This window comes from Roseobacter fucihabitans (genome assembly GCF_014337925.2).
Lineage (GTDB): Bacteria > Pseudomonadota > Alphaproteobacteria > Rhodobacterales > Rhodobacteraceae > Roseobacter > Roseobacter fucihabitans.
In genome coordinates this window covers 3,030,104-3,050,124 of sequence record NZ_CP143423.1, presented here as the reverse complement: position 1 = coordinate 3,050,124, position 20,021 = coordinate 3,030,104, and the positions used below count along the sequence as shown (strand labels likewise).

At 60.4% G+C, this 20,021-nt stretch carries 18 protein-coding genes and 1 pseudogene; 9 read left to right on the top strand and 10 right to left on the bottom strand.

Translation table 11 applies throughout. The features are described 5' to 3' along the window. Positions 1–19: 19 nt before the first annotated feature. The 7 genes and pseudogenes from ROLI_RS14985 to ROLI_RS14955 form a co-directional block, all read right to left on the bottom strand. A complete protein-coding gene (locus ROLI_RS14985; RefSeq protein WP_338469188.1) occupies positions 20–1,543 on the bottom strand; it encodes a glucan biosynthesis protein G in 1,524 nt (507 codons plus the stop codon). A 1-nt stretch (position 1,544) separates the two neighbouring features. Then, complete coding sequence (locus tag ROLI_RS14980) at positions 1,545–2,780, bottom strand: OpgC domain-containing protein (protein WP_338469187.1); 1,236 nt, start codon at positions 2,778–2,780, stop codon at positions 1,545–1,547. Positions 2,781–2,828: 48 nt separating this feature from the next. After that, entirely contained in the window at positions 2,829–4,178 is a 1,350-nt protein-coding gene (locus ROLI_RS14975) for a tetratricopeptide repeat protein (RefSeq protein ID WP_338469186.1), read from the bottom strand. A 174-nt stretch (positions 4,179–4,352) separates the two neighbouring features. Next, positions 4,353–5,558, bottom strand: coding sequence for a CoA transferase (locus ROLI_RS14970; protein WP_338469185.1), 1,206 nt, complete (start codon positions 5,556–5,558; stop codon positions 4,353–4,355). Next, a complete protein-coding gene (locus ROLI_RS14965; RefSeq protein WP_338469184.1) occupies positions 5,545–7,173 on the bottom strand; it encodes a thiamine pyrophosphate-binding protein in 1,629 nt (542 codons plus the stop codon). Before ROLI_RS14965 ends, ROLI_RS14970 begins: the two co-directional genes overlap by 14 nt. Positions 7,174–7,324: 151 nt before the next feature. After that, entirely contained in the window at positions 7,325–7,894 is a 570-nt protein-coding gene (locus tag ROLI_RS14960) for a GcrA family cell cycle regulator (RefSeq protein WP_338469183.1), read from the bottom strand. 90 nt (positions 7,895–7,984) lie between these two features. Beyond that, positions 7,985–8,907, bottom strand: a pseudogene (locus tag ROLI_RS14955) (DMT family transporter). Positions 8,908–9,162: 255 nt separating this feature from the next. On the opposite strand from ROLI_RS14955, the gene ROLI_RS14950 reads away from it, so the two are divergent. After that, a complete protein-coding gene (locus ROLI_RS14950) occupies positions 9,163–10,338 on the top strand; it encodes an aspartate aminotransferase family protein (protein WP_338469182.1) in 1,176 nt (391 codons plus the stop codon). A 56-nt stretch (positions 10,339–10,394) separates the two neighbouring features. Beyond that, on the top strand, positions 10,395–11,321 hold the full coding sequence (argF, locus tag ROLI_RS14945; RefSeq protein WP_338469181.1) for an ornithine carbamoyltransferase: 927 nt from the start codon (positions 10,395–10,397) through the stop codon (positions 11,319–11,321). Between the two features lie 6 nt (positions 11,322–11,327). Here argF and ROLI_RS14940 read toward each other — a convergent pair whose 3' ends face one another. Together ROLI_RS14940 and hrpB are read right to left on the bottom strand one after the other, a co-directional pair. Next, complete coding sequence (locus tag ROLI_RS14940; protein WP_338469180.1) at positions 11,328–11,765, bottom strand: NUDIX hydrolase; 438 nt, start codon at positions 11,763–11,765, stop codon at positions 11,328–11,330. Between the two features lie 297 nt (positions 11,766–12,062). Continuing rightward, a complete protein-coding gene (gene hrpB / locus ROLI_RS14935) occupies positions 12,063–14,501 on the bottom strand; it encodes an ATP-dependent helicase HrpB (protein ID WP_338469179.1) in 2,439 nt (812 codons plus the stop codon). A 75-nt stretch (positions 14,502–14,576) separates the two neighbouring features. Here hrpB and meaB point away from each other — a divergent pair, with 75 nt between their 5' ends. Next, a complete protein-coding gene (gene meaB / locus ROLI_RS14930) occupies positions 14,577–15,584 on the top strand; it encodes a methylmalonyl Co-A mutase-associated GTPase MeaB (RefSeq protein ID WP_338469178.1) in 1,008 nt (335 codons plus the stop codon). 136 nt (positions 15,585–15,720) lie between these two features. After that, positions 15,721–16,020 (top strand): 50S ribosomal protein L28, encoded by a 300-nt coding sequence (rpmB, locus tag ROLI_RS14925; protein ID WP_338469177.1) that lies wholly within the window; start codon positions 15,721–15,723, stop codon positions 16,018–16,020. A 57-nt stretch (positions 16,021–16,077) separates the two neighbouring features. On the opposite strand, the gene ROLI_RS14920 is transcribed toward rpmB, so the two are convergent. Then, complete coding sequence (locus ROLI_RS14920; protein ID WP_338469176.1) at positions 16,078–16,770, bottom strand: NAD-dependent deacylase; 693 nt, start codon at positions 16,768–16,770, stop codon at positions 16,078–16,080. 273 nt (positions 16,771–17,043) lie between these two features. On the opposite strand from ROLI_RS14920, the gene ROLI_RS14915 reads away from it, so the two are divergent. The 5 genes from ROLI_RS14915 (at position 17,044) to ROLI_RS14895 (ending at position 20,005) form a co-directional block, all read left to right on the top strand. After that, complete coding sequence (locus ROLI_RS14915; RefSeq protein ID WP_338469175.1) at positions 17,044–17,919, top strand: carbon-nitrogen hydrolase family protein; 876 nt, start codon at positions 17,044–17,046, stop codon at positions 17,917–17,919. 80 nt (positions 17,920–17,999) lie between these two features. Further along, the gene (infA, locus tag ROLI_RS14910) at positions 18,000–18,218 is read left to right on the top strand and encodes a translation initiation factor IF-1 (RefSeq protein ID WP_005978431.1); all 219 of its coding nucleotides are present in this window, start codon (positions 18,000–18,002) and stop codon (positions 18,216–18,218) included. A gap of 4 nt (positions 18,219–18,222) precedes the next feature. Further along, on the top strand, positions 18,223–18,798 hold the full coding sequence (locus tag ROLI_RS14905; RefSeq protein WP_338469174.1) for a Maf family protein: 576 nt from the start codon (positions 18,223–18,225) through the stop codon (positions 18,796–18,798). Next, positions 18,795–19,817, top strand: coding sequence for a ribonuclease E/G (locus ROLI_RS14900; RefSeq protein WP_338469173.1), 1,023 nt, complete (start codon positions 18,795–18,797; stop codon positions 19,815–19,817). The genes ROLI_RS14905 and ROLI_RS14900 overlap by 4 nt, the downstream gene beginning before the upstream one ends. After that, positions 19,814–20,005 (top strand): DNA gyrase inhibitor YacG, encoded by a 192-nt coding sequence (locus ROLI_RS14895; RefSeq protein ID WP_338469172.1) that lies wholly within the window; start codon positions 19,814–19,816, stop codon positions 20,003–20,005. Before ROLI_RS14900 ends, ROLI_RS14895 begins: the two co-directional genes overlap by 4 nt. The last annotated feature ends 16 nt before the right edge of the window (positions 20,006–20,021 follow it).

The following is a 20,021-nucleotide window of genomic DNA, read 5'->3' as shown; positions in this document are numbered from 1 at the left end:
GTGTTGTGCAAATCGTTGTTCACCCGGTGGTCCACCTATATAACCACACTTCACTCAGGGGGGCGTTGTTCAAACGCAGCTGTGCCCGGAACTCAATGTAGCGCGCATCTTCCGGCTCAAAGGTAAACGCCAGCCGGGGCCCATTTGTTTCCGGATTTCTTTGCACAAGACCGCGCGTCAGGGTTCCGGCGCTGCTGCGCAGCACGATTTCCAGTTGATCGAGGTCCTGCGGCACAAGGGCGGCGTCCTCGAAATCAATCGTGACGATCTTGCCACCCTCGGGGCGCCCGCCGATGGCCGTACCAAGCACGCGCAGGGGCGTATCAACCTGGGGTGCCGGATCATCGCCCCAGTCAAGTAGGTAGTTCATCTTGTGGCTTTGCCCGGCGGCAATCGGGGCCGAGGGGCGCCAATAGGCGACGATATTGTCATAGATTTCCAGATCGGCGGGGATTTCGACCAACGTCACGGCACCTGGCCCCCAGTCTTCTTGCGGTGTGATCCAGGCCGAGGGGCGCGCATGATAAAGCGCTTCGAGATCCGCATAATCGCTGAATTTACGCGGGCGTTGCATCAGGCCAAAGCCACGCGGATTATTGTCCGAAAAGGCGCTGATCTGGAGCGTGAGCGGATTGGCCAGAGGACGCCAGATGACTTCGCCCGCGCCATTGTGGATCAGCAAACCGTCATTGTCATGCACGGCGGGGCGGAAATCATCAAACCGCTGGCGCATGGTTTCATCAAACAGGAACATTGATGTGAGCGGTGCGATGCCGACATGGGTTATCTCGGTGCGCGCAAAGATTTCAGCCGAGACCGACATGCGCAGCGTGTCCCCCGGTGCAATCTCGAAACGGTAGGCCCCCGTGCAGCTTGGGCTATCGAGCAAGGCATGCAACACGACCGCGCCCGCCCCCGCCGCCGGTGTTTCCATCCAGAACCGGGTAAAATCGGGAAACTCCTCGCCCATCGGATCGCCCGTTTTGAGCGCAAGGCCGCGTGCGGAGAGGCCATAGGTTTCATCCGTCCCGATACCGCGAAAATAGCTCGCGCCCTGAAACACGGCGTATTCCTGAAAGATGCCGGTGTTTTCCAATTCGGCGCGCAGGCGCAGACCGGAATAGCCCAATGTCGCGTCAATCTCGACGTCGGGAAATTTGTCGGTGCTGTCAAACACCGCCATATCAAAGGCCAGGGGACGCGCCATGCCGTTTTCGACAACATTGATCTCAACCGCCTGCGGAAAATAGAGCCCGGGTGCCAGGACATCGACCCTTTGGGGCTTGTCAGTGTCCTCCCAGACCGCGTTGCGACCATCAAACCAAATCTTTCGGTATTGATCATAGCTCAGGTTGCGCCAGCTTTCGGGGATCAGGGGGCGGGGCTGGTATTCTTGTGTCGCCAGCGCCTTGGCCGTCGCCCGGACGGTATCGCCGTCAAAAGGAAGCGCATCGCCCAGTTGCAACCCCGGTTCCCCTGCGAAACCCGCAGCGGGAACGGCAGCCAAAGCCGCCAGAGATTTCAGAACATCACGGCGCAGCATATCAAACCACCTTCTTGCGCCAGGGTTGGGATTTATACCATCCCGCGCCATAAGCTGTCAGAACCAGAACCCCCATTCCGGCAAAATTGACCGCGACCACCGTCCAGGTATCGCGCCCCACAACATCCATCACGAACCCGCTGACCCGTGCGGTGAACATGCTGACGATGAAGACCGCCAGCGATTGCTGTCCGACCTTGAGAATGATCGCCAGGATGCGCTGCCATAGTCGCGACAGCGCGCTGGTCCCGGTGGTCAAAAGGCGCATACCCTTGTCCCCGGCGGCCACCCAGCACAGATAGGCCAAGGCCAGAAAATGCACATAGCGCAGCAATCCGAAGTCAGATTTGGAAATCCACGCCTTATTGGCGATGCGCCAGTCACGCGCCCACTCGAAGCCAAATTCGCGCACGCCGATGTTGGAAAGCGGCACGTTGATCAGCACAAGTGCCAGCGCCAGGCCGATCAGGATCGGTGAGACGGGCGGTTTGGGCAGCCAGCCGCGCATGAAGGCAAAGCCGGAGAAGAAGATCAGCTGCCATGCGAAGGGATTGAAAAACCAGGAACGATCTGACCAGGGTTCCGCGGGTAATTCAAAATGGAGAGCCGCAAGGCCAAGGCCACCAAGCAGATGTTGTTGCGCAAAAAACCACGTACCGCCGATGAACAGAGCAACCAGTCCCAAATGCACCCGTGACAGCGCCATGATCACGGGCATCATCGCCAGAACGACCATATACATCGGCAGAATATCGAAATAATTCGGCACATAGGTCAGCGTCAAAAGCCCGACAAGCTGTGGGCCGGGATCGGCAAAGAACTTCCACAGGTTCAGCGTGCCAATATAGACCTTGTCATAAGCCCCCGTCATATCGATTGCTGCCAGCAGCGTTGCCACTGCGAAAAACAGCCCGATATGCGCCCAATAGACCTGCCAGACGCGAAAACTTACCCGCGCCGTGCCCAGACGCCAGCCCACCGTGTCATAGGCCCGCCCAAAGGCGATGGCCGACGCCATGCCCGAGCAGAACACGAAGATTTCCGTCGCATCCGAAAAGCCCCATCGCGCCGGTATCCAGGAGGTGAAAAAATTCCCCGGTGTATGGGCAAAAAGGATGATGAACATCGCGATACCGCGAAAGAAATCAAGACGCACGTCACGCTGTTTCACCACGGGCGTCGCTTGCGTGGTCGTACCGGTGCGGGGTGCAATATATGAGGGGTCAGCAAGCGTCATGGCGGGTTTTTATGCCTTGTCCAGGGGAATGTCATCAGGCTCCGTCACTCACTGTGCGGGGATCCGCCGGGCCTCATGAAGCGAAGCCAAACGGGTATGGGTAAAGCGATCCTCGCACCCGGCACGCTGGGCCAGGCGGGCGCGCAAAACGGCTTCTGTCTGCTCATATCGCCCGGCGCGCAGGCCCGCATCAATGGTGAGCCGTTCGAACACATCGCGCTGGGCGTGGCTGCCCCCGATGCTCTGCATGGCAGGGCGTGCGCTCATAAGGTCGCCGAATGCCGCATCATAACGCCCCTCAGCAAAGGCGTTCAGACCGGCGAGTGCCGCAACACCGGGATCCTTGTAAAGCGCAGGCATTTCGCCGATTTTTGCCGCATCGCGTGCGAACCGCCGGGCCATGGCGTCTTGAGCCTCCGGGCGCTGCGCCCCGGCCAGCGCGAGCATGTAGTGCAGATCGGCAAAGACCACGCAGCCATCATCCGTGCGGTTTTGCGCCAGATCCGCCAATTCTTCCCAGCGCGGGCCGACATCCACGCCCTCCAGCTCCAGCCGCATCAGCAACGAGGTCGCATTTGAAATATCGCGGTAGTCATCCGTTTTATCCGCACGGATTTGCGCGTCATAAAGCCCCAGCGCCACGTCAAGCTGGCCCTGATCCATGTGCAGCAGGGCTTTGTGCCACCAGACATGATAGCGGAAGTTGTTACAGTGATCCCAGGCTGCGGTATGTGTTTCGATCAGGCCGATGCCCAGTTCGGGGCGCGCGGTCATGTCATAAACATGGGTAATCGCGTGCAACCCCCAGGCATCATCCGGTGCCAGAAGCATCCCCTCGCGCCCGGCGCGCTCGGCGTGATCATAGGCACCCGTCTCTTCCAGCGCGAAGGCGTGACATCCCAGCAGATACCCCCGGCACGCGTGATCCGCACCATGCGCATCCAGCACATTTTCCACGGAGGCGCGCATGCCCTTGGCGTCACCCAGAACGAATCTGATGGCGTGGCTGACCTTGGCACTTAACGTATCTGTCGGGTACTGGCTCAGCACGTCTTCCATGGCCAGGATCGCGCCGGACGGACGTCCCGCCAACCAATGATCAAGCGCATCCACCCAGAGGATTTCACGTGTGGATGCCCCGGATATTTGCAAAGCCGCCCGCGCGGTTTTGGCCGCCTCCCGCGCAACCGGGATCAACTCGGCTCGCCCCAGCATCAGGGAAAACAACCCCCGCGCTGCATGTCCCATGGCGAACTCCGGATGGCTTTGCAGCAGGGCACCAAGATGGGTCGGTGTGGTCGTGCCATGTGCCAGGAACGCGCGGATCATCCCGTTCCAGTGGTCAAGTGCCTGCGTAGAGGAGAGCGTCACAGGGCTCTGACAAATATCAAACATCATTAAGATCACGCCTTCAATTAACAAAGATTTCGAATGTTTATCGCAATATGACAGGCCGCGAAGCGTCGCGCGCGCTGTTACACGCCAACGTGAAGACGCGTGTTGAAAACGGGCCAATGTTTCAGCAATACAACCGTAAAGCAGGCGGAAAAGGGCCGATTTTGTGCTGTTGTTTCACTCCGCTTTGGGCGGAATGCCAAACATGTCGAATACCTTTTGGGTGTCTTGTCCGAAACGCGGTGGCGCGTGGCGGTATTGCACCGGGGTGCGCGAGAATTTGAGTGGGTTGGCCAGCACGTCGACCGACCCTTTTGCCGTATTGGTGGCTTTGAGCTTGACGACGCTGCCGCGCGCCTGTGCCTGATCCGAGTGCAGCGCCTCGGCCACGGTATGGATCGGACCGGCGGGCACTTTTACGCTGTGACATTTGGCCAAAACTGCGTCGCGTGACAAGGGTGCCAGCGCGTCCGTGATCAGTTTGGTCAGCGTCACGCGGTTCTCGATACGCGCAAGGTTGGTTGTATAATCGGGATCATGCGCCAGTCGCTCCAGACCCACCACATCGCAAAACCGCGCGAATTGCGCATCATTGCCAACCGCCAGCAACACATGCCCATCCGCACAGGGAAAGGCGTCATAGGGCACAATGTTGGGATGCGCATTGCCACGGCGTTCGGGCAATGTGCCCGAGGTCAGGAAGTTGGTGCCCTCATTGATCAGCCAGGCCATTTGCGCATCCACAAGGCTGAGATCGATATGCTGCCCTTCGCCGCTGGCGTCGCGGTGGCGCAGAGCGGCAAGGATGCCGATGGTGGCATACATCCCGCACATAACATCCGCGATCCCCACGCCGACTTTCATCGGGGGGCCATCGGGCGCGCCGGTCAGCGACATGATCCCGCCGTAGCCTTGTGCCATAAGGTCATAGCCGGGTTGTTCTCGGTTCGGCCCGGTTTGCCCGAAACCGGAAATCGAGCAATAGACTAGAGCGGGGTGGGCCTTGAGCAGCGTGTCGTGATCCAGACCATACTTGGCCAAGCCGCCGGGTTTATAATTCTCGACCACCACATCCGCACGGGCGGCGAGGTGGCGGATGGTGTCCTGACCCTCCGCCGTGGACAGATCAACGGAAATGGACAGCTTGTTGCGGTTGGCCGCCATGAAATAGGCCGACAGATCCGTGCGTTTGCCGTCCGCGTCCATCGCGTAATTCGGACCCCAGCCGCGCGTGTCATCCCCCTTTGATTTGGGGTTTTCGACCTTGATCACGGTTGCGCCAAGATCGCCCAATATCTGTGTTGCGGTGGGTCCCGCCAAAATACGGCTGAGGTCGAGAACGACGAGGCCATCCAGTGCCATGGGGGTGTCAGATACGACCATCATAGGCTCCGCGTTCGATCACCGCCGCGATGACGGTGAAGGTGTCCGCCGTCATTGCGGTTTGTAGCGCGGTGCTCAATTCCGCGCGGTTCGTGACCGTATGCCCCGCGCCGGCAAAGGCGACACCCATAGCTGCAAAATCATGTTTGGCGAAATCCACACCGCGGTTTTTCATCTGGCGGGAGCGTTGCTTGAGTTCGATCAGCGACAGGGAGGCATCAACAAAGACGAGGATGATGGGTTTCAGGGCCAGTTCCGCCGCGGTGGACAATTCCCCTGCAACCATCAGGAACCCCGCATCGCCGCAAAAGCTGATCACTGGGCGTTCCGGGTCGGCGAGTTTCGTGCCCATGGCCAGCGGTATGGCACAGCCCATCGTGCAAAGGGCGGTGGATTGCGTCAGCCCGCGCGGCTCATAGCAGTGCCACATCTGGCTGAGCAGAATGCGATGCGCGCCGCTGTCGACCGTTGCCAGCGTGGTGCGTGGCAGAACCTTGCGGCAGGTGTCCATTACCGCACCGGGTCCCCATGGCTCATCGCTGGGAAAGGCCGCCGAGAGCGCCGATTGCGTGGCCGCGATCTCGCCACCGGGCCAGGTTTCTTGCGCTTGCGCTTGCGTGTCGTGCGCGAGCGCATCCAGACTGGCGGCGCAATCGGCGATGAAATTCAGGCTGGCCTGATGCATGTAATGGTGGTTCGGCTCGGCTATGATGTCGATCACGCGTTGCTGCAATGGGTTCCAGATGTTGCGCCATCCGGTGCGCATTTCGATGGGATCATAGCCGACACAAAGAATGAGATCGGCCTTTTCGATCAAGGGTAAAAGATGACGGTCCGCCAAGGGAGACAGACCCGCACCGCCCAGTGAAAGCGGGTGGTCCTCAGGTATCAAGCCCTTGGCCTTATAGGTCGTGATGACCGGCACATTGTAGGTTTCGGCAAATCGCATAAGCGCGTCACCCGCCCCCTCCACCATCGCATCCAGCCCGGCGATGATGACGGGCCGTTTGGCCTCGGATAGCCACAAGCGGGCCGTTTCCAGATCGCCCCCCGTGGGCGCAACCGGGGAGGCCTTGGGCCGGGCAGGGGCGGCATTCGCGGGCACCTGCGTATCGGCCACGGCGATCGGGACGTCGATATGCACGGGGCCGGGGCGCCCTTCGGTGGCAATGCCGATGGCCTTGTCGATGATGATATGCGCCGCACCGGGGACAAGCGAGAAACTGGCCTTGGTAATGGGGCGAAACACGGCTTGCTGGTCGAGAACCTGATGCGTGTAGCTCTGCGCCTCATCGCCGTCCACGGCCCCCGCCAGCACGATCATCGGCACGCGGTCCTGATGCGCATTGGCGACCGCATTGACCCCGTTAAGCGCCCCTGGACCCACCGTGGCCACCAGAATGGCAGGCGCACCAGTGCGGTGATAGGCCCCTTCGGCCATGAAGGCGGCGGCGTTTTCGTGTTTGGCCAGAACAAAGCTGATCCCGGCATCCTCAAGCGCGTCGATCAGGGTCAGAACCTCGCCGCCCGGCATCCCGAACGCATAGCGGCACCCCTGCGCATAAAGGCGGCGCGCAACGGCATCCGCGGCCCGGATCGTGGAAGATGACGGCATGGTGGCGCTCCCGCTTTCAAAATCTCTGCATGGTCATAAACGATGCAGCGCGCAGCGCAATTCACCATTGTGTTCAAACTGTTTCAACACGAAAAAAGCCCACACCATAATGGCGTGGGCTCTTGATTGTTCTGTCCGTCGATGCCCGGTATTAGCGGCGCCGGTCGCGGCGTGATGACATCGGCTGGAACGCCACGCCGACATGGGCCTCGCAATAGGGCTTGCCCTGTTGCACGGGCAGACCACAGAACCAGAAATCCTCTGTGGCGGGATCGCCGACGGGCCATTTGCAGGTGCGTTCGGTCAATTCCATCAGACCTAGGCGCTTAGCCTTTTTCTCGATCTCGGAGACTTTGGCCAGGGCTTCCGGACTGATCTCATTGGCCGAGGGCTGCGGCGGCAGCGGTTGACCGGCCGGAATGATCTGCTTGCGCGCCGGCAGCTTGACGGGCGGCGGAGGCGGGTCGGCCTTGGCAGTCGCCGGTTCGGCGGGTTTGGGTGCGGGCTTGGCCTTGGCTTCTGCCTTTGGGGCGGGTTTGGGCTTGGCGTCCGTCTTGGCTGTCGCGGAGGCGGTGGCGCGGTTGGACAGGCCCAACCTGTGTACCTTGCCGATGACCGCGTTGCGCGTTACACCACCCAACTCCTTGGCGATCTGGCTGGCGGATTGTCCTTCGCCCCACATCTTTTTGAGCAGTTCTACGCGATCGTCCGTCCAAGACATCAGCCATTCCCTAAGTTAAAAGCGGCCCTGCACATTGCGGACCGCCCGGTATCTATCGTCAGCCCCCTATTCTAATCACTACAGGCGGAGTTACAAGCGGTGAACGCGGGGCTTTGGTTCCGTTTGCGCGGCGCGCTTGCGTGCCTTGGCCTCGCGCCAGGTCAAAAGCACCCCGCCTGAAAGAATAATCGACCCGCCCGCCAGGGTGATCGTATCCGGAATCTGCGCGAAAAAGGCGATGTCGTAAAGCGTGGCAAACAACAATGTGCCGTAGCTGAAAGGCGCGATGAAACTTGCATCCGCACGCGCCATCGCATTGATAAAACAGGCCTGCGCCAGCGCCATACAGAGGCCAAGCGCAATCAAAACACCCCATTGCGCGAGGCTCGGCATCTGCCAGACGGCAATCACCGTAAGCGATGAAATGCCCATGCCCAGCATGTTGTTGATCAGCAAGACCTGAAACGGTGCTTCGCGCCCGGAAAGTTTTTTGATGAAAATCAATTCAAATCCCATGATCAGCGCAGCGGCGAGCGCCAGCAGGCTGGCCATCTGAAAACTCTCAGAGGTCGGGCGCAGCAGGATCATCGCCCCGGCAAGCGCCATCACGGCGGCCCCCCAGCGGATCGGGCCGACTTTTTCATGCAACAGGGGGATTGCCAGCATCATGGCGAAAACCGGATTTAGAAAACGATGGCCGTGGCATCCGCGAGCGGGATGAAGGCGACCGCGGCAAACATCAGCGTGACACCGGCCCAGCCAAAACTGGTGCGCGCGATATGCAGCGCCCAATGAGGCGGCGTGAACCGGGGCCGCAGGACAATCGCAACGCTGGCCAGGGCCATGAAGGCAAAGACAAACCGCCCATGGCTGATCTGGAGCGGATGCAGAGGCGGCCCCAACGTGTCCCCGCCCAAAGCCTTGGCAAACAGCGTCGTCGCCGCGATGAAGGCGGTGGCGATGATCATCAAAAACACCGCGAGACCGGGATTATCGGTTTTGGGCTGAAACATGAGCGTCGCTATGCGCCTCAAACGCGCGTGCAGCAAGAGGTCAAAAACTGCTTTGCAAACCGGTGGGCATCGCGTAGACGCCGCAGCATGATCACCGTCACACATAAAACGATCCGACGACGCGCAGCCGCCTGACCCCGCTGCCGTGATCCTGCGCCTATGAGCGCGCATTTTCCAACTTACATTGTTGACCTGCCTGCCAGCCTCATGCACCTTCCGTGCTCACGCCACAGGCCTTTTGCTAAGGACGATCCGATGATCCCGACCCTTCTGCCGACCTATTCCCGTGCCCCGTTCAGCTTTGTCAAAGGCGAAGGGTCCTGGTTAATCGAGGCGGATGGGCGACGCTTTCTGGACCTTGGCGCGGGGATCGCGGTGAATGCCCTGGGCCACGCGCATCCCGCGCTGGTTCAGGCGTTATGCGATCAGGCAGGCGCGCTGTGGCATACCTCCAACCTCTATCAGATCCCCAAACAGCAGGAACTGGCCGACAAGCTCACCGCGCACACCTTTGCCGACACGGTGTTTTTCACCAATTCCGGCACCGAGGCCTGCGAATTGGCCGTCAAGATGGCGCGCAAATATTGGTACGACAAAGGCCAGCCCGACAAGACCGATATCATCACGTTTTCCGGCTCCTTTCATGGCCGGTCTTCTGCGGGGATTGCGGCGGCGGGCTCGGAGAAAATGACCAAAGGGTTCGGGCCCCTTTTGCCCGGTTTCGTGCATCTCGAATTTGGCGATCATGACGCGCTGACCGCGGCGATCACCGAAAACACCGCTGCCATCCTGATCGAACCGGTACAGGGCGAAGGCGGCATCCGGCCCGTGCCCGATCAATGCCTCAAGGGGCTGCGTGATCTTTGTGATGAGTATGATATTCTGCTGATCTTTGACGAGGTGCAATGCGGTGTTGCGCGCACCGGCAAGCTTTTTGCGCATGAATGGTCGGGCATTACACCCGACATCATGATGGTCGCCAAGGGGATCGGCGGCGGGTTTCCCATCGGCGCGGTGCTGGCCACAGAAGATGCGGCCAGCGGCATGACGCTGGGCACGCATGGCTCGACCTATGGCGGCAATCCGCTGGGCTGTGCCGTGGGTTGCGCCGTTCTGGATCACGTGACCGCGCCGGGTTTCATGGAAGACGTCAACCGCAAGGCCGGGTTGATGCGCCAGAAACTTGAGGGGCTTGTGGCGACGCACCCGGATGTGTTCGAGGCGGTGCGCGGGTCGGGCTTGATGCTGGGCGTGAAATGCAAACTCCCTAACGGCGATCTTGTTCAGGCGGGGTATGAGCAGCTGATCCTGACCGTTCCGGCAGCGGATAACGTGATCCGGCTGTTGCCATCCCTGACGATCGAGGACAGCGAAATCGCACAGGCGATTGATCGCCTTGATGCGGCTGCGGCGGCACTTGCCGTCGCTTGAGACATGAATTGTTAATAACGGGCTTTGCCTGATCCACATGAATTTGAGACCAAAAAATGAACCACTTTCTGGATATCCACCTGACTGACGCTGCCGATTTGCGGCGGATCATCGACTCCGCGGCTGATATGAAGACCGCGCGTCTCGGCAAACCACGCGGGGCTTTGGATGCGGATCAACCGCTCAAGGATCGCATGGTGGCGCTGATTTTTGAAAAGCCATCGACCCGGACGCGCGTGTCCTTTGACGTGGGCGTGCGCCAGATGGGTGGGCAAACCATGGTTCTGTCGGGCAGTGACATGCAGCTTGGTCACGGCGAAACCATTGCCGATACGGCGCGGGTGTTGAGCCGCTATGTCGATCTGATCATGATACGGACTTTTGATGAGGCGGTGCTGACCGAGATGGCGGAATTTGCCACCGTCCCGGTGATCAACGGTCTGACGGATCGCACGCACCCCTGCCAGATCATGGCGGATGTGCTGACTTTTGAAGAGCACCGCGGCCCGATCAAAGGCAAAAAGGTGGTCTGGTCCGGGGATGGCAACAACGTCTGCGCGTCCTTTCTGCATGCCGCCGGGCAATTCGGGTTCGATCTGACATTCACCGGACCGCCGACGCTTGATCCGGAACGGGAATTTGTCGAGCTGGCGCGCACCAAAGGATCGCGTATCGAAATCGAACGGGACCCGGCCAAGGCGGTGCAGGGCGCGGATCTGATCGTGACGGATACCTGGGTGTCGATGCATGATGCGCAATCCGCGCGCGAGAGACGCCACAACCAGCTGCGCCCCTACCGCGTGGATGCCGCATTGATGGCGCAGGCCAAGCCGGACGCGTTATTCATGCATTGCCTGCCCGCGCACCGCGATGATGAGGTCACATCTGATGTCATGGACGGGCCGCAATCGGTGATCTTTGATGAGGCCGAAAACAGGCTGCATGCGCAAAAAGCCATTCTGCGCTGGTGTCTTGAGGTCTGAGACGGCCTAGAGGTCGCGCAGGATGTCCTTGAGTTCCGGTTCATCGACCCGGGCTGCGGCTTCATTCTGGGTGAACCAACGCCGCTCGCGCTGGTGGTCCTCGGGGTATGCATCGGCAAGGGTGTCCACCTCGGCGAGGTAGACTTGCGTCTTGATCGGGGTGACCTCACCGCCGGATCGCTTTTTGTCGTAGTCATAAAATCCGACGGGATCGGTTTCCACCTCGGCGGATGTCACGCCGGCCTCCTCCCAAGCCTCCTGCAAGGCGGCCTCGGGATCTGGCAACCCTTTGATTGGCCAGCCTTTTGGTACGATCCACCGTCCTGTTCCACGACTTGTTACAAGCAGCACTTTTTTACCCGCTTGCGTTTCGCGATAGCAAAGTGCTGCAACTTGCCGTTCGCGTGCCGCATGTGTCAGTGATGTTTTTGCAGTATTGATCATAACGGGGTATTTATTACCTGATTTTTAGCCATCCTATCCGATTTATTCAGGGATTCCAAATTATTGGCGGGTGGCGTTGATTTACAATTTTGAACTGACCCCAAGTAGTATGCAAAAAGTTCGAATTTTTTGTAAACAACCTCAGATGATTTTGGCGGTCAGACGCAAATTCAAGTGAAGACAGTCCAACATGGGCGTTCCGGCATCGCAGAGCTCTTTTCAGAGGCACTGCACATGAAATTCCACCGTTATCAGGCGTTGTTCGCGATCATGCCTGGTGCCGTGATGCGACTGTGCTCACTTGCGGGGTTTGGCCCGCAGCGTCGGGTTGGCTTGCGTTGGATCTTCGGGCCAGGGGTGCTTGGGGTATTGTCCGCGCATGTCTTTGCGCACGTCTTGATAGGAGGATGACCAAAATCCGGGCAAATCTTCGGTGACTTGAACCGGGCGCTGCGCCGGGGACAGGAGCGTCAATTGCAAGGGGGTTCCCGCCACGCTCGGGTGGCGCGTCACACCGAAAACTTCCTGCAAACGCAGGGCGATGCGCGGTTGTGGCCCGTCATAGTCGATGGGAACCTGACGGCCAAGCGGCGTGATGAAATATGGCGGGACGGCGGCGTCCAGCGCGCGTGACTGCTCCCAACTCAGCCGCGCCTTCAGCGCCGGCGTGATGTCGAACCGCTTCCAGTCGGCGCTCGTTTTAACACCGGACAAATGCGCCAGCAGCCAGTCCTCCAGGCACTCCATAAGGTGATCTTCTGAGAAATCCGGGAACTGGGGATCTGTTTGGGACATCAATTTGGCGCGCGCCATGAAGCGTGTGGCTTTCGGGCTCGCCAGTAACCCCAATTGGCGCACCCCCTCCAGCATTGCCCGCGCGATCTCTTCTGCCGGTGCTTCTTGCCACATGCGATCCTCAAGAATGAGCGCGCCAAACCGTTCCTGTTTACGCGTCAACACTCGCGCCTCGCGTCGCGACCAGATACAGACAGTCTGCCAGGCAATCTGATCTGGAAACGTCGCTCGTAAATCGCCCCTGTCCAGGGCGACGGCCTGGCGAATTCGGGCTTCACGGGGGTCCCCATCAAGGTCCGTTGCCACAATAAGAGGTGCTGCGCTCAGCGGATCACCCTGGGGCATGACGGTACCTTTTCCGCCTGACAGAATGAACCGTGCCGCCTCGCCAGGGCGGCGCAGGCCAATGCGATCCGGATAGGCCAGTGCCGCGAGGATGCCGATATCTTCGGGTCCGCCCCCTTGTGCTTTTGACGCCAGCCTCTTGGCTTCCTGATGGATGCGCGCAAGGGCTGCGCGGTTGGGGTCCATGTTATGTTGGTTGCGAAATTGCGACGGATTTCTGGCCGCCTCGATGCGCAGCCGTAAATCTGTGGGTGCACCTCTCAGAATGTCGCGTTCAGATAAAATTGCGGTGACAAGCGGTGCATTCATACCGCCTTTTGTTAGCATATGTGCAAGCCGTGGATGCAGAGGCAGGGCTGATAGCGTCTTGCCATGCGCGGTGATACGCCCGTTTTCATCCAAAGCCCCCAGCATTTTGAGCACGTCCTGAGCCTCTTGCAAACGGCCCTCATGCGGTGGTGTCACAAAGGGCATTTCACCCACGCTCCCGCCCCAAACGGCGACCTCAAGCGCCAGTGCCGTCAGATCGCCCACGTCTATCTCTGCGGGCGGATGGGCCGGGAGTGCGCCATCCTGTCCGCGTGTCCAAAGCTTGTAACAGGCCCCCGGCGCGACACGCCCCGCACGTCCGGCCCGCTGGGTCGCCTCTGCCCGGCTGACCCGCGTGGTGATCAGGCGGGACATGCCGGAACCTGCATCAAATTCCGCGCGCCGGGCAAGCCCCGCATCAATGACGATGCGGATGTCTTCGATGGTCAGCGAGGTTTCGGCAATCGCCGTCGCCAAGACGACCTTGCGCCCCGATGCGACAGGCGCGATGGCGGCGCGCTGCTCCTTGAAGGGCATTGCGCCGAACAGGGGGCACAGGCTCACGTCCGGGGGCACCTGCGCGCGCAGTGCAGCTTCGACCCGTCGGATTTCGCCTTCACCGGGCAGGAAAACCAGCGCGCTGCCGGCGTTTTGGGTCAGCGCGCTCAGAGTCAGGTCCGTAACCGCCTGCTCCAGCCGTTGCGTTTTTGGCACAGGCTTGGGCAGCCAATGCGGCGTGACCTCAAACGCACGCCCCTCGGATGTCACAACAGGCGCGCCCATCAGATGCGCAATCGGCTCGGCATCAAGCGTGGCCGACATGACGATCAGAAACAGATCACCGCGCAGCGCACCCGCCACCTCCAGCGCCAGCGCCAGCCCTAGATCGGCATTCAGCGAGCGTTCGTGGAACTCGTCAAATATGATGGCCCCGATCCCCGGCAGGTCGGGTTGGGATTGGATCATCCGCGTCAGGATGCCTTCGGTGACGACTTCAATCCGAGTGGCGCGCGATACTTTGGTCGTACCGCGCATCCGGTAACCGACGGTTTCGCCCGGCTTTTCACCAAGCGTATCGGCCATGCGCTCGGCCGCCGCGCGGGTGGCAAGGCGGCGGGGTTCGAGCATGATGATCTTGCCCGGTGTGAGCCCCGCTGCAAGGATCGCCAGAGGGACGCGCGTGGTTTTGCCCGCACCTGGCGGGGCTTGCAGCACCAAACGGCGGTTTCCACGCAGGCGCGCGATCACCTCTGGCAGAACGGTATCAATGGGCAGGGACATTTCCATACCGCTGCTTAGCGAATGATGCGCGTGCGGCCAAGCACTGGACATTTACGCGCGGCTACAGGACAAATCAAAATCATGAAAACTGACCATAATCTTGATATCGCCGATCTGGCGGAGCGTGTGCAAAAAGGTGAACGCCGTGCCCTGGCGCGCGCGATCACATTGGTGGAAAGCGCGCGCAGCGATCACAAGGCGCAGGCCGTGGCCTTGCTGGACCTGCTGCCCAAGGCGCGCCAGGCCCTGCGCATCGGGCTGTCGGGCACGCCGGGGGTCGGCAAATCGACCTTCATCGAGAGTTTCGGGATGATGCTGGTGGCACAGGGCTTAAAGGTCGCGGTGCTGGCTGTTGATCCCTCCTCCACGCGCTCGGGGGGCTCGATTCTCGGGGATAAGACCCGGATGGATCGGCTCTCTCGTGACCCCGCGGCCTTTATCCGCCCCTCTCCGAGCCAGACCCATCTGGGCGGTGTGGCGCGGCGTTCGCGTGAAGCGGTCGCCCTGTGCGAGGGCGCGGGTTTCGATGTCGTTCTGATCGAAACGGTCGGCGTGGGGCAGTCCGAGACCGTCGTGGCGCAGATGGCCGATATCTTCTTATTACTGTTGGCCCCAGCGGGGGGCGATGAATTGCAGGGCGTCAAGCGCGGCATCATGGAGATCGCCGATATGATCCTGATCAACAAGGCGGACGGTGATCTGAAACCCGCCGCCATGCGGACCTGCGCGGATTATGCAGGAGCGCTGCGGCTGCTGCGCAAACGCGCGCAGGACCCACCGGGCTATCCAAAGGCCATGATGGTGTCGGCCTTGCAGGAGGATGGGTTGGATGCGGTCTGGGCGGATTTGAATAGCTTGCGCGATTGGCGACAGGAACAGGGGTTTTGGGAGCGGACACGCGCGGATCAGGCGCGGTATTGGTTCGAACAGGACGTCAGAAATGGGCTTTTGGCACAGTTGGAAACACCGCAGGCGCGGGGCGCGTTAATGCGCCTCGGGGAGGAGGTGGCCGCAGGTCATACCGCTCCGGCGGCGGCGGCGGCGGCGTTTCTGACCAGCTTGAGCAAATCTGATACATCAAAACCGTGAAACCGGCCCGGCTTGGGTTGACCGCCACAGCGATTCCAACTAAAGCCAGCAAACGAATTTCCGGGGCGTGGCCTGTGGCTGCCCCCTTCGTCGTATCCCGGACCGCCGGGGCGATGCATAAAAAAAGGATGAACCCATGTCGCGCGTTTGCGAATTGACCGGAAAAGGCCCGATGTCGGGCAATAACGTAAGCCACGCCAAAAACCGGACCCGTCGCCGGTTTTTGCCGAACCTGAACGACGTTTCCCTGCAATCCGAAGCCTTGGGTCGCGTGTTTAAGTTCCGCATTTCTGCGGCTGCGCTGCGCACTGTCGATCACCGCGGTGGTCTTGATCAGTTCCTGGCGAAAGCGAAGGATGTTGAGCTTTCGGCCAATGCGCTGAAAGTAAAAAAGGCGATTGCGAAATCATCCGACACGGCAGAAGCGCTGAGCTGATCCGCCTTTGATGCGTTTTGAAAGAACCTGCCCCCAACCGGGCGGGTTCTTTTTGCGTTACCGGGCCAGAATTTCGCTGACCCAGAGCGGCAAGGTCTGCGTGGCGGGACCGATGCGGATATCGTCGAACTGGCTGGCGACCAACGAGGCTTCCAGATTGAACTCCACGGTCTGCGCGCGGTGGCGCCGCGCTTCGGCTACAAACCCCGCAGCCGGGTACACATTGCCCGATGTGCCGATGCTGGCAAAAATATCCGCGCTGGCCAGATGATCGAAAATTTCTTCCATATCGTAAGGCATTTCGCCAAACCACACGATATCGGGCCGCGCGGTCGGTTTTTCGCAGGCGGGGCAGGGGTCACCCGGTGCCATGACCATGGGCGCGGGCCAACGGTGATCGCATGAACCACAAAGCGCACCACTGAGCGCCCCGTGCATGTGCATCACCTTTTGCGAACCCGCCCTTTCGTGCAGATCATCGACGTTTTGCGTGATCAAAACCACCTCGCCCGGAAACGCCGCCTCCAGCTTTGCCAGCGCAAGATGTCCAGCGTTGGGGGTGGCCTCAGCGGCCTGCGCGCGCCGTGCGTTGTAAAAATCCACCACCAGTTTGGGATCGCGCTGGAACCCTTCCAGGGTGGCCACATCCTCGATCCGGTGCTGCGCCCAGAGCCCGCCTTCGGCGCGAAAGGTCCCAAGACCGCTTTCGGCTGAAATTCCGGCACCCGTCAGGATCACGATTTTCTGCATGGGGGGTCTCCTGTGTTATCGCGCCTTTGATGCCGTGATCAGGGATCACTGTCAAAGGGCAAGAGATGCACGACAAGCTGGCCGTGAAACCGATGCGTGCACATGAAACGCCTGAGGCACCGGGACCATCCAGCCAATGCTGCGCGCGACAGGGACATGCAGGCTTGCGGATGCGCGGTTGCAACAGGTGAACCACGTGCCGGTGTCATAACCTATTGCGGTTCAGTGCCGTTTTCGAAACGATAGCCAAAGGATTTGACCCGGAGTTCCGACATGAAAATTGCCACCGCCGCCTACCCTTTGGATTTCCTTACCTCATGGGCGCAATACGAAGATAAGATCGCCAATTGGGTGTTTGAGGCGGCGCAGGCGGGCGCGCGCTTGGCCGTTTTCCCCGAATACGGGGCGATGGAACTGGCCACGCTGGCGGGGCGTGACGTGGCCGCCGATCTGGAACAATCGTTATTCGCGGTGTCGGATCGGCTGGCGGATGCGGATGCGGTGCACCAGAAACTGGCCGCGGAACATAATATTCACATTCTGGCCGCCTCGGGACCTGCCGCAACCACCACCCGTCCGGTTAACCGCGCGCGGCTTTTTGCGCCCGGCGGTGGCATCGGGGTGCAGGACAAACAGATCATGACCCGGTTTGAGCGCGATGCCTGGGGCGTGATCGGCGGCGGGCCGTTGCAGATCTTTGACACGGGAATCGGTCGGATCGGCATTCTGATCTGCTATGACAGCGAATTCCCCCTTTTGGGGCGCGCGCTGAGCGAATGCGACATGATCCTTGTGCCCTCCTGTACCGAGGCGCTGTCGGGGTATTGGCGCGTGCGCATCGGCGCGATGGCGCGGGCGCTGGAAAACCAATGCGTGAGCATCATGTCGTCCCTGGTGGGCGAGGCCCCCTGGTCAGAGGCGGTCGATGTGACCACGGGTATGGGCGCGGTCTTTGGCCCGCCTGATGTTGGGTTTGCCGATAGCGGTGTGATGGCGCAAGGCAAGATCGGCATGCCGGGGTGGACCTACGGCGAGGTTGATCTGGATGCCATTGCCAATGTACGCAGCGATGGTCGGGTTTTGGGCCGCTTGCATTGGCAAGAGCAAAAAGGACGCGATAACCCGGCATCTAATGTGGTGTTGCGCTGAATCCCCCCTTGAAAACCTTCGCAAATGCGCGCATCTAGGCGGCGTCCATAAATGGGTGGACGTGCAATGATGGAGAAAACATGGCCAAGGAAGATACGCTCGAATTCCCCGGTGTCGTGAAGGAACTCCTGCCGAACGCCACATTTCGGGTCGAGCTTGAAAACGGCCATGAGATTATCGCGCATACGGCAGGCAAGATGCGCAAGAACCGCATCCGTGTTCTGGCTGGCGACAAGGTGCAGGTCGAGATGACGCCTTATGATCTGACCAAGGGTCGGATCAACTACCGCTTCAAGTAAGCCCTTGTTTATATTGGGGTCCGGAAGTCCGCGTCGCAAGGAATTGCTGGCGCAAATCGGCGTTTTGCCGGATGAAATCCGCGCGCCCGACATCGACGAAGACCCCCAAAAAGGCGAATTGCCGCGACCTTATTGTCGCCGTATCGCCCGCCAGAAGGTTGAAGCCGTCTCCGCCGAGGACACGGATGTGGTGCTTTGCGCGGATACCACGGTCGCCTTGGGTCGGCGCATCATGGGAAAACCAGGCGATGCCGATGAGGCCGCGGCCTTCTTGCGCGCGCTTTCGGGGCGCAGGCACCGTGTGATCACGGCCGTGGCGCTGCGTTGTGGCGCGAAGATCTGGGAAAAGGACGTCGTCAGTACGGTGCGTATGAAATCGATCTCGCAAGAAGAGCTGCGCGCTTATATCGCGAGCGGTGATTGGCGCGGAAAGGCGGGCGGCTATGGTATTCAGGGCCCTGCCGGGGCGCTCATTCCCTGGATCAGCGGGTCTTTTACGGGCATTGTTGGCCTGCCTTTGGCTGAAACGGCAAACCTGCTGCGCGCGGCGGGATATCCTTTGAACGGAGCAATATCATGAAGGGTCGCAGCATCATCCTTGACCATCTCGCGGAGCGTGAGGCGGCGGCGTTGCTTGTCGATGGGCAACTCGAAGACCTGCTGATCGATGCCGATGCCCCGCGTCCGGGCACGATTTATCGCGCGATTGCGGACCGCCCTGTCAAAGGGCAGGGCGGTATGTTCCTGAAGACCCCCGATGGTGCGGCGTTTCTGCGCCAGGTCAAGGGTCTGGCACCGGGACAGATGATTCTGGTGCAGGTATCGGGATACGCTGAACCGGGAAAGGCTCTGCCGGTGACGCAGAAACTCCTCTTCAAGAGCCGTTACGCCATCGTCACACCCGGCGCGCCGGGGCTCAACATCAGCCGCAGCATCAAGGATGAGGCCGAACGCGACCGCCTGCTGGAAATCGCGCATGATGCGTTGAACGGGATCGCAACCGGGCTGATCCTGCGCTCGTCCTGCGCGGGTGCTGACGCGGATGATATTGCCGAGGACATCGCCAATATGGCCGACCTCGCCGCCCGCGTGCTTGAGGATACAGGCCAGGAGATGGAGATGCTGGCCGAAGGTGATGGCCCCCATGTCCTGGCATGGCGTGATTGGGTTGCCCCCGCCGATGTCGTGACCGATCCGGGCGGGTTTGAAACACATGGTGTGTTGGATGCCCTTGAAGAGCTGAAGGATGCCCAGGTTGCGCTCACCGGGGGTGCCAGCCTGTTCGTGGAACCCACACGCGCATTGGTTGCGGTGGACGTCAATACCGGGGCGGATGCGTCGCTGGCGGCCGGAATCAAAGCCAATATGGCCTGCGCCAAGGCCCTGCCGCGGGCGCTGCGCCTGCGCGGGTTGGGTGGTCAAATCGTCCTGGATCTCGCGCCCATGGCGAAAAAGGACCGCCGCACGTTCGAAACCGCGCTCCGCCAGAGTTTTCGCAGTGATGATATCGATACGGCCCTGGTCGGCTGGACCCCGCTGGGGCATTACGAATTGCAACGAAAACGCGCGCGCCTGCCGACCTCGGAGGTGCTGGTATGACTTGCCCGTTATGTGGAAAGAAAACCGACATCAAAACGCGCCCCTTTTGCTCTAAACGCTGCGCGGACGTCGATCTGGCGCGCTGGTTCAACGGCAGCTACGCGGTTCCTTCAACGGACCCCGAGGATGTCGAACAGGTGCTTGAAGAAGCCCTGCGCAACCCTGAGCGGCAAGAAAAACCTCATTGATTGCAGGTGCCGTAAG